This window comes from Anaerotignum sp., assembly GCF_030625865.1.
Classification (GTDB): domain Bacteria; phylum Bacillota; class Clostridia; order Lachnospirales; family Anaerotignaceae; genus Chakrabartyella.
In genome coordinates, this window is sequence record NZ_DAOUQB010000009.1 from 24115 (window position 1) to 37969 (window position 13855).

At 35.3% G+C, this 13855-nt stretch carries 14 protein-coding genes and 1 riboswitch; of the genes, 10 read left to right on the forward strand and 4 right to left on the reverse strand.

Translation table 11 applies throughout. From position 1 onward, the window contains the following. Positions 1 to 64: 64 nt before the first annotated feature. Positions 65 to 168: riboswitch (TPP riboswitch) on the forward strand. A gap of 101 nt (positions 169 to 269) precedes the next feature. Further along, positions 270 to 1574, forward strand: a complete 1305-nt coding sequence (gene thiC / locus P9Q65_RS04065; RefSeq protein WP_304508113.1) for a phosphomethylpyrimidine synthase ThiC — start codon at positions 270 to 272, stop codon at positions 1572 to 1574. Between the two features lie 40 nt (positions 1575 to 1614). Here the strand turns inward: thiC and P9Q65_RS04070 are convergent, their stop codons facing one another. Together P9Q65_RS04070 and P9Q65_RS04075 are read right to left on the reverse strand one after the other, a co-directional pair. Continuing rightward, positions 1615 to 1947, reverse strand: a complete 333-nt coding sequence (locus P9Q65_RS04070) for a hypothetical protein (protein WP_304508031.1) — start codon at positions 1945 to 1947, stop codon at positions 1615 to 1617. Positions 1948 to 2005: 58 nt separating this feature from the next. Then, positions 2006 to 2794 carry a glycosyl hydrolase family 8 gene (locus tag P9Q65_RS04075; RefSeq protein WP_304508032.1) on the reverse strand — a complete coding sequence of 263 codons (789 nt, stop codon included), beginning with the start codon at positions 2792 to 2794 and terminating at the stop codon, positions 2006 to 2008. Between the two features lie 271 nt (positions 2795 to 3065). Between P9Q65_RS04075 and P9Q65_RS04080 the strand changes: the two genes are divergently transcribed. Next, a complete protein-coding gene (locus P9Q65_RS04080) occupies positions 3066 to 4091 on the forward strand; it encodes a threonine aldolase family protein (protein WP_304508034.1) in 1026 nt (341 codons plus the stop codon). Between the two features lie 241 nt (positions 4092 to 4332). Here P9Q65_RS04080 and P9Q65_RS04085 read toward each other — a convergent pair whose 3' ends face one another. Both P9Q65_RS04085 and P9Q65_RS04090 read right to left on the reverse strand, forming a co-directional pair. Then, on the reverse strand, positions 4333 to 5679 hold the full coding sequence (locus P9Q65_RS04085; protein ID WP_304508036.1) for an MATE family efflux transporter: 1347 nt from the start codon (positions 5677 to 5679) through the stop codon (positions 4333 to 4335). 80 nt (positions 5680 to 5759) lie between these two features. Then, on the reverse strand, positions 5760 to 6593 hold the full coding sequence (locus P9Q65_RS04090; RefSeq protein ID WP_304508037.1) for an AraC family transcriptional regulator: 834 nt from the start codon (positions 6591 to 6593) through the stop codon (positions 5760 to 5762). A 322-nt stretch (positions 6594 to 6915) separates the two neighbouring features. Between P9Q65_RS04090 and P9Q65_RS04095 the strand changes: the two genes are divergently transcribed. From P9Q65_RS04095 to P9Q65_RS04130, 8 genes are all read left to right on the forward strand, one after another. Continuing rightward, a complete protein-coding gene (locus P9Q65_RS04095; protein ID WP_304508039.1) occupies positions 6916 to 7479 on the forward strand; it encodes a helix-turn-helix transcriptional regulator in 564 nt (187 codons plus the stop codon). Further along, positions 7479 to 8213 (forward strand): 4Fe-4S binding protein, encoded by a 735-nt coding sequence (locus P9Q65_RS04100; RefSeq protein ID WP_304508041.1) that lies wholly within the window; start codon positions 7479 to 7481, stop codon positions 8211 to 8213. The genes P9Q65_RS04095 and P9Q65_RS04100 overlap by 1 nt, the downstream gene beginning before the upstream one ends. 13 nt (positions 8214 to 8226) lie before the next feature. Beyond that, the gene (locus P9Q65_RS04105) at positions 8227 to 8712 is read left to right on the forward strand and encodes a flavodoxin family protein (RefSeq protein WP_304508043.1); all 486 of its coding nucleotides are present in this window, start codon (positions 8227 to 8229) and stop codon (positions 8710 to 8712) included. A gap of 294 nt (positions 8713 to 9006) precedes the next feature. Beyond that, positions 9007 to 9249, forward strand: coding sequence for a hypothetical protein (locus tag P9Q65_RS04110; protein ID WP_304508045.1), 243 nt, complete (start codon positions 9007 to 9009; stop codon positions 9247 to 9249). Between the two features lie 11 nt (positions 9250 to 9260). Continuing rightward, positions 9261 to 9386: a DUF3658 domain-containing protein gene (locus P9Q65_RS04115; RefSeq protein WP_304508046.1), complete on the forward strand. Its 126-nt coding sequence runs from the start codon at positions 9261 to 9263 to the stop codon at positions 9384 to 9386. A gap of 331 nt (positions 9387 to 9717) precedes the next feature. Continuing rightward, positions 9718 to 10149, forward strand: a complete 432-nt coding sequence (locus tag P9Q65_RS04120) for a MarR family winged helix-turn-helix transcriptional regulator (protein WP_304508047.1) — start codon at positions 9718 to 9720, stop codon at positions 10147 to 10149. Beyond that, entirely contained in the window at positions 10146 to 11432 is a 1287-nt protein-coding gene (locus P9Q65_RS04125; RefSeq protein ID WP_304508049.1) for a cytidylate kinase family protein, read from the forward strand. Before P9Q65_RS04120 ends, P9Q65_RS04125 begins: the two co-directional genes overlap by 4 nt. Positions 11433 to 11971: 539 nt before the next feature. Further along, positions 11972 to 13444, forward strand: coding sequence for a histidine kinase N-terminal 7TM domain-containing diguanylate cyclase (locus P9Q65_RS04130; protein WP_304508051.1), 1473 nt, complete (start codon positions 11972 to 11974; stop codon positions 13442 to 13444). Positions 13445 to 13855: the final 411 nt, after the last annotated feature.

Below are 13855 nucleotides of genomic sequence, written 5' to 3' on the forward strand. Positions count from 1 at the left end.
GATTTAGAATATGCTTGTTATAGTATTGACTATGTTTTTTTATTGTGATAATATGAGAGAAAATAAATAAAAGCAGGGGAGCTTGTGTACAGGCTGAGAGGAAGTAATAACTTCGACCCTTAACCTGATTTGGATAATGCCAACGTAGGAAGCGCAAGTGCCGTTTATCGTAGCAGAAAGTACCAATCAAGGTATTTTCTGCTTTTTTAGTTAAAAATAAATGAGTTTAATTCCCTGTTTCTTTAAATTTACTAAGAAAAGGAGAAAGAATTATGAATTATAACACGCAAATGGAAGCAGCCAAAAAAGGAATTATAACGCCACAAATGAAACTTGTTGCAAAAAAAGAATGCAGAGATCCAGAGTTTATCAGACAGTATGTGGCAGAAGGCAAAATTGCAATTTGCGCCAACAAAAATCACAAATGTGTGGACGCAAACGGTGTTGGTTCTATGCTTAGAACAAAAATAAATGTAAACCTTGGTGTTTCCAGAGATTGCAAGGATTATGACGTTGAAATGAAAAAGGTTATGGAAGCTGTAAATATGGGGGCAGAAGCTATTATGGACTTGTCTTCCCATGGAGATACAACAGGATTTCGAAGGAAGCTGACTTCTGAATGCCCGGCTATGGTCGGTACAGTACCTGTTTATGATTCTGTTATACATTATCAAAGAGATTTAGCGACTTTAACAGCGAAAGATTTTATTGAGGTGGTGCGACTACATGCACAAGACGGTGTTGACTTTGTAACCTTACACTGTGGTATAACACGCAAAACCATTGAGCAAATAAAATCACATAAAAGAAAAATGAATATTGTATCCAGAGGTGGCTCTCTTGTGTTTGCTTGGATGTGTATGACAGGAAATGAAAATCCATTCTACGAGTATTATGATGAAATTCTTGAAATTTGTAGAGAATATGATGTTACCATTTCCTTAGGCGATGCCTGCCGTCCAGGTTGTCTTGCTGATGCAGGGGATGTTTGTCAAATAGATGAGCTGGTTCGTTTAGGTGAATTAACAAAAAGAGCTTGGGCAAAAGATGTTCAAGTTATGGTTGAAGGTCCTGGGCATGTTCCTCTTGATCAAGTGGAAGCAAACATGAAAATACAACAAACCATTTGTATGGGCGCACCTTTCTATGTGCTTGGCCCTATCGTAACAGATATTGCTCCCGGATATGATCATATCACTGCGGCAATCGGTGGTGCTGTTGCGGCAATGGCAGGGGCAGCGTTCCTATGCTATGTTACTCCGGCGGAACATCTTGCATTGCCAAATGTTGATGATGTAAAACAAGGGATTATTGCTAGTAAAATCGCAGCTCATGCAGCGGATATTGCAAAGAAAATACCAAATGCAAGAGATTTAGATGATAAAATGGCAGATGCAAGAAGAAAATTGGACTGGGAAGGGCAGTGGGAATGTGCCCTTGATCCTGAATATGCAAAATCTATCCGTGATGAAAGAACGCCTGAATTTGATGATACTTGTTCTATGTGCGGTAAGTTTTGTGCTGTGAGAAGTATGAATAAAGCCTTAAGTAATGAATATATTGATATTTTGTAATGGCTTTAAAAATAAAGATTGTACTTGTAGAATGTCCATGTCAAGGAACTAGCCAATTACCTGTTGCTACAATAAGGGAAATCAGTTTTAGCGTATTATCATAAAAAGTACCAGATGTAATAGGTGTGTTTATGATGTAATTCCAGAGTGCTAATTTCCATGCATCATTATTAGGCTCACAAAGGGCAGAAACCAAGAAAGGTGCAATAAATGATAGTTGACTCGGCGTACCAAAGGAAGTGCCGGGTATACCATTGGCTAGATAGTATCCAGACATAATTTGAGCGGGATTATCTTTGGTTTTCAGTTGTACCCATGAATTTAACCTACGGAGTTGATTGGATACAGGAGTATGATACAAGATACTGTCCATAGCATAACGCCAAGGGATACGACAGCTATTATAATAGTAGTCACCATCATGGGTAGACTCAAGTACTTTGTATGTGGGGGGCAATGTAGTGATGATTAACTTGGATAAAAAAATCAGGCATAAGTCCATTTAGCATACTTTGAAGTGTCATTTGATAGTTAATGATAGAGTGTATACGGAAGAGAACATTTTTCCATTTACATCTATTCTGTATGTCCACTTTTAGAAAGTTTTTAATAGTATAAGTGATAAAATCTGAGCTTCGGGTAACGCCAGTATAAAAGCCCTGATTTTCCTCAAGCACCCAGTCTCCAAGCAAAAGAATGGAAGTTTGAGGGAAAACACAACGCATCATTAATGCATTCATTCGCAATCGTGCATCGTTAAAATAATTGCTTGCTGGATTTGTTTTACCCCACAGTCGATGTGCCAGAAGCAGGCCATAGGTAATGTCCATATCTCCGTCTGTAGCAGAGGAGGTCTTATCACTGCTGTTAATGATAATATGGTCAGGTGTCTCTATTTGTTGCCATGCCATGAGATTGGGATTATAGTAGCTTGGATAGTGTTTTATGTAGTTACATAGTGCTTCAAAGTGTTTTTTGGCATCTTTATCAAAGGGAGACATCATGGGGAAAATGCACATACCATATCCCATGGCTTCAGAACAGGTTACGGCATTGTTTTCTGTTGGCTGGTCATATGTATAAAAGAGATATTCTTGAAGTGGTGAGGTTTCTTGGACTTTTCTGAGATACCGAGTTTTCCATTCTTCATAAAATGAAACAAGTATTTTATTTAAAGTTTTCTGTGAATAGGTGGATTTTAAAGTATTATTGTAAAGCAATGGGATACCTCCGGAATTAAGCAAAGTGAATTTTATAAGTATATATTCTTTTGTCATAGAGACTATGTTTAAAGGCTATTGAACTGCACAATATTACAGGGGGATATGGATAAAAAATTTTGGATGGGTCATGTAAAAAGGCTAAGAGATAGGTCAATATAAGACTTAAGACTTAGCTTTTTTTATGGTTCCATGTTAATATAATTCAAAATCTGGTATAATATTGAAAGAATTAGGTGATGAAGGAACTAACTTTAAGGAGGAATATGGAATGCAATATTTTAATAGTGATTACTTGGAAGGCGCACATCCTAAAATATTACAAAGGCTTTTAGAAAGCAATATGGAAAAAACAGAAGGCTATGGAATGGACAAATATTGTGAAAGTGCAAGAGAAAAAATTCGAGGGGCTTGTAAATGTCCGGAAGCTGAAATTTATTTTTTATCCGGTGGAACGCAGACCAATGCAACGGTAATTGATAGTCTTCTTTATTCATTTGAGGGTGTGATTGCTGTAAAATCCGGGCATATAAACACTCATGAGGCGGGTGCAATAGAGACAAGTGGCCATAAGGTTTTAGAGGTTGAAGGTCAGAATGGAAAATTATCGGCAGATACAGTGGAAGTTTATTTGAAAAACTTCGAAGAAGATGGAAACCATGAGCATATGGTAGCACCGGGAATGGTCTATATTTCTCAGCCAACTGAGTATGGAACACTTTACACAAAAGAAGAATTGAAGGAAATATCTGCTGTATGCAGAAACCATAAAGTCTTTCTTTACCTTGACGGTGCCCGACTTGGCTATGGATTAATGGCAAGAGACTCAGACGTTACACTTGAAGAGATAGCTACGTATTGTGACGTGTTCTATATAGGTGGGACAAAGGTTGGCGCATTATTGGGGGAAGCTGTTGTCATAACGCCTACAGTTAGAATCAAGAATTTTTTTACAATTATAAAACAACATGGAGCTTTACTTGCAAAAGGAAGGCTGTTGGGCATTCAATTTGATACCTTATTTACAGATAATCTTTATTTTGAAATTTCAAAACATGCTATCGACATGGCAATGAAATTAAAAGAAGGATTTGAGCAAAAAGGTTACCAGTTTTATATTGATTCCTCAACAAATCAACAGTTTATTGTTTTACAAAATGAAAAAATGGAAGCATTATCGAAAAAAGTTGCATTTAGTTTTTGGGAAAAGCTAGATGATGAGTATACTATAGTGCGATTTGCAACAAGCTGGGCTACAAAAGAAGAGGATGTTGAAGCCTTGATTCAATTACTATAGGGCTTTATTTCTGACATAGAAAAAGTAGAAGCATTAAATATAGTGGTAAAACAAAGGTTGCGTTTTTAAGCGAATATATTGACTGGTATCTGCATTTTGGCAGGAGATTTGGTTCGTTGATTACAGTAAGAAAGAATCATGATAAATTCCATATATTCCATCAATGGAAGTGGCAAAACGTATTGTTTTGCCACTTTTTATATCGGTTTAGCATAGCAAACAGATTTTTTTCATCATTTTACTATAAACATGCCCTTTGCTCTAATTTGTACATTTGATTCTTACGTTCTCTTCCTATAAAAAATAGACTCAGAAGTAAGGTAAACAATTCTGTAACAGGTGCCACAAGCCAAACGCCTGTGATACCCAGCAGTGGAGGCAAAGTGAAAATACAAATCAACAGAATGACCAAGCCTCTCGCAGAAGATATGACAGCTGACTCTTTTGCCTTCCCAATTGATGTGAAATAAAAAGAAGTAATTGTATTAATTCCCGAAAAAAGAAATGAAACAGCAAAGATTATTATACCAGAGCGCACCATTTGCTCCACGACTTCATTTTTTACAAACAGACTGCTGTACCATCCAGAACCAATGGAAACAAGCAAAAGCACCACTGTTCCTACAATGAGCACCATGAAGTTGGTTATTCTACGCAAGTTTGCTGCAAGGAAATGGTCTTTTGCTCCATAAGAAAAGCTAATGAGAGGGCTTGCGCCCTGTCCAAAACCGACAATTATCATGCTGAAGATATAGGCAATATAACCCACTATGGTAAATGCAGTCACGCCGTCCACACCAATATTCTTTAGAATTACAAAGTTATAGGCAAACATAGAAATGCTCAGGGACATTTCACCAACAAATTCTGAACTACCATTGAGTAGTGTGCTACGCAATACTTTACCTGAAAAAGAAAAACCGTGGAATTTATATATGCTTGACTTTTTGATGAAAAAGTAAAGAATGCAGCAAAGTGTAACAAGGGCAGAGAGTAGAGAAGCAGTAGCGACACCCTTGACGCCAAAGTGAAACCAGCGTACAAACATATAATCAAGGAAGATATTCAGGAACACATTTAAAATATTAACCTGCATAAAATACTGTGGTTTACCTTCCCCTCTAATAAACATACCATAGGATGCGTTTATTACCATAATGGGAAGCTCTACCAGCATAATGCCATAATAGTCCTTGAAAAATCCTACCACTTTTCCATCAGCATTTAACACATGAAGCATAGGATCAAGACAAAGCCACATGATGATGCTGAGCAGAATGGTAGCAACCATTGCCGTACACATAGTTTGATTAAAAACACTGTTGCACTTTTTGATATCTCCGCTGCCAAGAGTTATTCCAGCCATTGCTATGCCGCCTACTGACACCATGAGTCCAACTGCAAGGAATAAATAGACAATGGGTAACCCTAAGTTAACCGCAGCGAGCCCTTCTTTTCCCACATAGTTTCCAATAAAAAAACCATCGGCAACCGTAATCAGTGAGGTCAGCACCATTGCAATAATAGATGGAATGGAAAATTGCAAAATTGTTTTGATTTTGTTGTTTTGAATACACTCTAAGTTCATTTTTCATTTCCTCCTTATATCTAACGTTCACACGGAATAGGATAAAAGAATGAAAAGAAAAATACTTCTGTTTTTGTGCCTTATTTGATGGGGATACAAAGATCAATTTCCATATACATGGAATCACAGTCTACTTTTCTGTAAATTTCAAAGCCATAGCGATCGTCAATTTCACAATTACTTTGGGGCAGCCACACATTAAAAATACTTTGATAAGATGTGTATATTTCCTTCGCCAACCCTCTAAAATGGTAAATTACAAACTTTCCACCTTTTAGTATATAGGTGTTTTCAAGATTACAGTTCTCTGGGGCGGTCATACAGATTTCATATAGACATTTATCTATGTGAGTGATGGACGGGTCATCATAAGTTCGCTCGATAAACAATGTTAACTCAGTGATATAGTTCTTGTATTTTTCTTGAAACTCTTCCCAATGAACCGATAGATCCCCATAATTTCCTTTATGCCGCTGATATATAATAGGACAATCTTCAAGAATTTCTATTGAGATTTTTTGGTTGCATACCTCAAATGATTCTAATCCTATCGTAGCACAATTGAATATTGGGTTCGCTAAAGATTTTTGAGTGATATTTCGGCGAAATTCCATTGGGGATAGATTATGGTGTTGTTTAAAAGCAGAGCAATAGTTCGATGAGCTATAACCATAATCACAGCTGATATCGGTAATACTTCTGTTTCTTTCCACCTTTAAGCGAAATGCACTTTGTTCCATTTTCACTCGTTTGATAAATTCATAAATGCTTTCTCCCGTTTCCATTTTAAACATCCTGGAAAAGTAATATCTAGAAAAATTACAATGAGAGGCAATTTCATCAACAGATACATTTTCATTGATGTGATTTAAGATATAATCTATTGCACGATTTATATATTCATTGTTTATCATTTTTCCTCCCCCTTTTTGAGTACAATTATTGCTTTGGGTATATGGATAAACGTATAAAGCTACGACAATCCTAGAAGAGTATTCGTAATTTACCATAGTTAAGATTTTACTTCAATATAAAAATAAGAACAATAGTAATTTAAGCAGTTGGGAAAGAATTGTTTGCTCATTGTTTCAATGCAAGCATTGATGTGACATAGTTATGATATAAAAAAAGTGGACAGTATTCCAAATGTTGGGGAATATTATGTACATTTCATCTTGACTAATATATCTTTGTGATATATTGTTATGATATATTAAAGGGGCAGGGTGAATATGTATGAAAGAGAACACAGGAAAATCGAAATATGTAGTGTTGGGAATGCTGGCACGTATGCCGCAAACCGGCTATACAATAAAAAAATGGATTGAGAATGAATATAGCCATTTCTGGCAGGAGAGCTTTGGGCAGATTTATCCAACACTGAAAAAACTGGTGGCTGAGGGGCTTGCCGTAAGTTTCGAAGATAGCGAAACCGGGAAGGGGAGAGGGCGGATCGTATACAGCATAACTGATGCAGGCAGGAAAGTGCTTTTAGATTGGCTGTGTAAAGAGCCTGAGATTGAAAAGCTTAGATATGAAATACTTCTCAAGGTATCCTTCGGGGAAAACACTGAGCCGGAGGTGTTACTCGGGCATTTGGATGACTTTATAAAAAGAAATGAAAATCTGATTAAAGATATGAACGGTTATATCGAGCATTTTGATCTGCTTAAAGCCCAGGGAACAGACTGTACTTATAGCCAACTCACTGCACTTAGCGGTGTCTATATGTATTCGGCAATGAGAGATTGGGCTGTGAAGGCAAAGAATGTTATTTCGGGGAAGGAAGATGATTTATAATGAGACAAAGGATTCGCAAAGGTATGCTGGTTTTTTCCTCGTTGATGTTTCCTTTAACGTTTTTCTTTTTATCCCCTTTTGTAATTGTTATATCTGCGGTAAATGGCTTGTTAAATGGAAGCGCAATTGTTTTTGGGTTGCTTTTACTATTTTCAATGGTTGGCAGTCGTCTTTTTTGCGGTTGGCTTTGTCCCGGTGGTGCGGTACAGGACCATATTTCTGCTGCCAATAATCGCCACTGGAACAGTAACGGTAAAAACCTTTCTAAATACATCATATGGATGGTTTGGTTTTCATTCGTTATTTTTCTATGGATAAAGAACCGCCCCCTTAAAGTGGACTTTTGGTGTTTTACGGATATAAACTTGCAATATTTTATCATCTATGCAATTGTTATGACGATAATCTATCTATTCACGCTTTTGACCGGCAGACGGGGAATGTGTCACAGTCTTTGCTGGATGGCACCATTTATGATAATTGGAGAAAAGCTTGCAGACGTTCTTTATATCCCCAGATTCAGGCTTAAAGCGAAACCTGAAGATTGTGTTTCCTGCGGAAAATGCAGTAGGAACTGTCCTATGGGCCTAGACGTAGTAGAGATGGTTAAATCGGGAAACTTGGATTCGGTTGAATGCATAAATTGCCTAGAATGTGTGGATGGCTGCCATAAGAAAGCAATCAGCTTTGGCATATGGCAGAAACAACAACAATACAAAAATTTTAAAACATGAAAGGAGATTTATTATGAGTACTTTGATTGTATTTTTTTCATTTGAGGGCAACACAAAATTCATTTCAGAAACCATTGCTAAAACAATGAATGCAGATACGATGGAATTGAAAATAAGCAAGGAATACCCTAAAAAGGGATTTGGTAAATATTTCTGGGGAGGAAAAAGCGTTATTTTTGGTGAGAAACCAGAGCTTATAAACGATAGAATTGATTTGAGTCGATACGAGACAATTTTAATCGGGACGCCAGTTTGGGCAGGATCATATTCCCCGCCTATAAAAACTTTTTTAGAAGAATACCGCATTCAGGGCAAGCGGATTGCTCTGTTTGCCAGCCACGGAGGGGGTGGAGCTAAAAAGTGCTTTGCCAAATTAAAAGATGCATTGCCAGGAAATGAGTTTATAGGTGAAATAGCCTTAGTCGAACCCAAGAAAAATCCCGAAGATAGTTCCAATGAAGTTGTTAAGTGGGCAGCGGAACTTTTAATGAAGGAATGAACCTAAAGTTTTTTTGATTAGTGGGTATATCATATGCGTATGGATCTTTTTCCTGAACAAGATAATCTATAGGTATTCATTATCCTTAGAAAAATCTATGTATGTTTTTTGTTGAGAATCCTCAGTATACTTAATTTTTTTTGCTCAGCCATGTATAATAGTTAATCTTGCTTTGATTCAGACGAAACAAAAATTATTCTCTCTATGAGCTTCTTAAAAAACAGTTTTTAATGTGTTTGGTGGAAAGAGTATGCTTAGGGATGAATTTCATGCAATAATTAAAAAGGTTTTTATTTGTTTCGGAATTCGGCTCACACTCCTATGTTTGAAGAATCGGACAAGTTTATGAATATAATCCAAGGAGATGTTCTCCAAGGTAAAACTGAGTTTGCAGAAAGCACTGATATATTGAAAATATGGATGAATGATGAAAATCAGAATGTTTCGGAAGAATATTATGATCAATATATCATTGACATAGCCAAAAAACTTCATAGTCAGAAAACAATGGTGAATATATTAAAGCAGGAAGATTAATTGGTGAGGTTATGGAGAATTTAGAGCAGCAAATAGGTGATGAGTTTTTGCAATACCGTTTAAAGAAGTTAATTAATAAAGGAGTTTTTGAAGTAGAGGGTAGGATAGAAGCCATGCTCTATACTGTAGCAAGTTGAAAAACTAATATCAATTTTAAAATTATATCCCACAAGGTTTCAATGGGGTTTTCAGTATAAATAAAAAGATTAAATGTCTTTGGACTCTTGCTTATATTAGATTATAGAATTTTCAAGGGAAAAAATATTCCATACTTTTTAACAATTCAAAAAACAGTTAATGTGCAGTGATTTTGCAGGTTAACTGTTTTTTATATTACACGAGTATTTCTTTTGAAAAGATAAATTTTCATTTATTGGTGAAACTTGACAGATCATATTAATTGGACTACAATTTAACTGATAACAATTAGGAAGCAAACAATTAGGAAGCAAATTTTAAGGAGGGCATATGGATCAAAGTTTTCATTATTTAAGTATGGTAAATTATGCTTTATTTCAAAAAAAAGTTTTAAATAAGCTAATGGAAATAGGTTTAACACCTGGACAGCCAAAAGTATTAGATTATCTTAGTATACACGACGGTAGTATTCAGAAGGATATTGCAGGTGGATGTCATATAGACCCGGCTACACTTACGGGCATTTTGGAACGTATGGAAGAAAAGGGGCTGGTGGAACGACGCGTAATAAAAGGCAACCGTCGTTCTAGTTATGTGTATTTAACAAATGACGGCAGAGAAAACAGTAAAAAAGTTGCAGATGTTTTTAGAGAAATAGAGACAGAAGTTTTTAAAGGGATTCATAAAGAGGAAATAGAGCGGTTTATGAATATATTTTATCAAATATTTTGCAATCTGAGCAATACGGAGGGGCAGGAATGAATAAGCAAGAACTATTTAAAAGATACATTGTATTTATTATCGGGCTATTTATCAATTCATTTGGTGTAAGTTTTATCACAAAGGCAAGTCTTGGTACATCACCAATTTCAAGTATTCCATACACATTAAGCCTTGGTTTTAAGCCGACATTGGGGATGTTTACGCTATATATGAGTATTTTGCTCATTGTTATTCAAATAATATTGCTTCGAAAGAATTTTCCGAAACAATATTTATTGCAGATACCTGTTTCTTTTGCTTTTTCTTGGTTTATTGATTTAACCATGAACTTGCTTTCCTTTATGATTCCAAGTACATACTTAATGAAATTTATTTCTTTGATTGTTGGATGTATCATTTTAGGGGTAGGAGTTTATATGGAGATGATAGCAGATGTTGTTATGCTGCCGGGAGAATCATTTGTGAAAGCGATATCAGTGACATTCCATAAAGACTTCGGAAAGACAAAGGTTGTATTTGATACAGCTATGACACTTATTGCAGCTGTAATCGGGTTTATCTTATTCCATAAACTTGCAGGTGTTCGTGAGGGGACTGTTCTTGCAGCATTACTGGTAGGGATGATAGCCAGGTTATTAAAGAGAAAATTAATTTTTATTGAAAACTTCATATTAAAGGATGCCAGAGCAAAAGCAGAAAGGCCGGTTAAGGAGAATTCAGATACGATTGTTATTACAATTAGTAGAGAATTTGGAAGTGATGGAAGGAAAATAGCACAGGAATTGGCGAAACTTTTAGGTTTTGATTACTATGATAAAAATATAATAGAAATGACAGCAAAAGAAAGCAATTTTTTAGAAGAATACGTAGAATCAAAAGAACAGACTATGACAAACAGATTTTTGTATGATTTGTTTTCACAGTACCAAGCTTTTTCGGAAGATAAAACAAAACTAGATGAGTTATACGAGATCGAGGCTAAAATTATTCGGGAGGCTGCGACTAAAGGCAATTGTGTAATTGTGGGAAGATGCGCAGATTATATTTTAAGGGATGTATATCAATGTTATAATGTCTTTTTATATGCAAAAGAAGACTTTAAAGTGCAGCTTATTATGCAACGGGAGCATATGGAAAAAGTGGCAGCGTTGAAGCATATGAGAGATATTAATAAAAAGCGATCCATGCATTATAATTATTACACAGGAGGAATTTGGGGAATGAGTAAAAATTACAATTTATGTCTTGATGTTAGTACAATTAGTATTAAAGATGCGGTAAATATGATAAAGGAGTATATTTCACGTTCTAAAAATGATTAAAAGGGCGTAAAAAGAGTTGATAAAAAATATTAATATCCAGGTATTACTAGGAAATTTACTTTCATTGGTCTAAGCATTTTTGGCGGTTATACTAAAGCCGATTTCTCACTAAAAATTGGGGTTATTTATTATTTTTACAATCCTTTTTATTTATTGCATAAAAATGTAGGCGGTGCTGAGTACTCAGTGCTGTTTTTTGTTGGGGAAGTATTTTGAAGTAGATGATTACTGCCGATTATTTTAAAGAAGTAAATAACTTGAGAATATTTTTAACTTGAGATGTCAGTAACTGTGGAAAGATAACCTCCTGTATGATAAAATAATTTATTACATGCAGGAGGTATTTTTTATGTATGGAAAATCTAATAATAATATTCAATTTTGTGGATGAAAAGTTAAATATCATATAAAATCTAAAATACGACAGCCCATCCTTTGAACAACCAACACTCTTAAAATGATCAAACTGTGTTGGGATAAAATGCTTAATTTGAACAATGTTAGAATCGAGGAAAGATATGCAGATTGTTTATATATATTTGAATGTTGTTTCTTTAATTATTATAAGTTTATTGGGTATGCTGAGCTTCAAGAATAGAGATGAGCAGTGTTCAAAATATTTTACATATTCAATGATTTTTATGATAATATGGACGCTTGGAACAGTTTTTGAATTATCTACCCATAATTTTTATTTGAAGGTGTTTTTTCGAAATGTAGTTCAATTTGGTATGGCCTTTGTTTCTATATCGGATTATTGGTTTGTAGTATCTTATACGAAATCTGAAAATAGTGTCCATAGAGCAATCCTGTGTATTTTTATTATTCTAAATATTCTTTCCATGATATTATTGTTCACTGATCCCATACATAACTTAATGAGATCAAAAATTTATATGTTAGAATCAAATGGTGACTTTGATTTAATTGTTACATCTACCTACCTTGGCGCTTTCTTTGTCCAAATCCGCTTTATTTTGTTTGGGTTTGCAACGGTGCTTTTATTTATTCATTTAGCTAAAATTTTTAGAAATATGCGAAAACAAGTGATTATGATTTCTATGGGGTGCCTACTTGCGTTAGTATTATTAGTTGCCCAGCAATATTGGTTGCAAGATCATGGATTTTCAGTGCCGATGTCAGTTATTATGTGTATCCCATACATATTTATAAGCATAGGTGTTTTCAAATATGATTTTTTGTCTGTATCACCATTGGCAAAAGATTGGGTCATCAATTCCCTAGAGGAGGGGATTGTTGTACTATCCAAGGAAGGAAAGATTCTGGAAGCCAATACTGCGGCGTCCATATTCTTAGACGATTTTGGGTATATGCTTGATAAAAATGCTTTATATAACATTTATAACAGGGTAGAAGATTCTGTTCATCAGTTGAAATTAGAAACAGCATCGGGTATCTATTATTACGAAGTGAAAATTCATCATTTCCTAATGAAAAATGGCAAAAGAGGAGGTGGTGTGGCTGTTATTAGGAATATAACGGAGCAGATGGTTAGACAACATGAGCTGCAAGAAAAAGCAGAACTTGATGGGCTAACACAAATTTATAATCGTAAAACCCTTGAAAGAGAATATGGAGCCCTTAAAAATGGTTCCACTAGTATTATGATTATAGATATTGATAAATTTAAACAGATTAATGATACCTTTGGACATCCTACGGGGGATGCAGTTATCCTTGGTGTTGTAGAGGCAATGAAAAAATGTATAGGTAATACTGATTTAATTGGTCGTTTAGGTGGAGATGAGTTTTGCATTATTCTTAAGGAGGGTTCTACAGAACGATGTCAAGATATTTCCAACCAGATCTTTGAGAAAATTAAATTCCAACGATATGAGGTGGCTTGTAAATTGCCTAATATTCAAGTAAGTATCGGGGCAGCTACTAATTTGGAAGTAGAAACTATACCCTTTGAGGATGCCTATAAGAAGGCAGATGACATGCTTTATACGGCGAAACAAAAAGGTGGGAATTGTTGCGTTATACAATAAAAGTGATAATTTGAATCATTTTTTTATGGTGTAGAAAAATGCGAGAAGGTTTTTAATGTAAAATATCAGTATGGTTTGTGAGGGCGTATGGAGAATTGGAATTTGGATCAGAACAAAAATAAGTGGATATGAAGATGAAAAACGCCTGCTTGTGTATGAAATTTTATACAGGATAACACGCAAGGCACCCTATGCTGCAAATTCATAAAGTCCCTTGTAACTTTCTGAGTGCATTTCCAATAAATAGAAATGTACTGGAGATTGTAAAAAAGGTTACAATAGAATATAATAAGATTGTTATTACTGACACCGAATACGGGATATAAGGTGAAAGGCTTCGCGACAACGTAATTCGTTATGGAATGCTACGCCTTTAGGCGTATTTTTTTTACTATAAAATATGTGGAGGAA

What these genes read in the sequence shown, in the direction of transcription:
- P9Q65_RS04070 (WP_304508031.1), bottom strand. Translation starts at nt 1,947, where the DNA reads ATGGACAGTATCTTGTATCATACTCCTGTATCCAATCAACTCCGTAGG.
- P9Q65_RS04080 (WP_304508034.1), top strand. Translation starts at nt 3,066, where the DNA reads ATGCAATATTTTAATAGTGATTACTTGGAAGGCGCACATCCTAAAATA.
- P9Q65_RS04085 (WP_304508036.1), bottom strand. Translation starts at nt 5,679, where the DNA reads ATGAACTTAGAGTGTATTCAAAACAACAAAATCAAAACAATTTTGCAA.
- P9Q65_RS04090 (WP_304508037.1), bottom strand. Translation starts at nt 6,593, where the DNA reads ATGATAAACAATGAATATATAAATCGTGCAATAGATTATATCTTAAAT.
- P9Q65_RS04095 (WP_304508039.1), top strand. Translation starts at nt 6,916, where the DNA reads ATGAAAGAGAACACAGGAAAATCGAAATATGTAGTGTTGGGAATGCTG.
- P9Q65_RS04100 (WP_304508041.1), top strand. Translation starts at nt 7,479, where the DNA reads ATGAGACAAAGGATTCGCAAAGGTATGCTGGTTTTTTCCTCGTTGATG.
- P9Q65_RS04105 (WP_304508043.1), top strand. Translation starts at nt 8,227, where the DNA reads ATGAGTACTTTGATTGTATTTTTTTCATTTGAGGGCAACACAAAATTC.
- P9Q65_RS04115 (WP_304508046.1), top strand. Translation starts at nt 9,261, where the DNA reads ATGGAGAATTTAGAGCAGCAAATAGGTGATGAGTTTTTGCAATACCGT.
- P9Q65_RS04120 (WP_304508047.1), top strand. Translation starts at nt 9,718, where the DNA reads ATGGATCAAAGTTTTCATTATTTAAGTATGGTAAATTATGCTTTATTT.
- P9Q65_RS04125 (WP_304508049.1), top strand. Translation starts at nt 10,146, where the DNA reads ATGAATAAGCAAGAACTATTTAAAAGATACATTGTATTTATTATCGGG.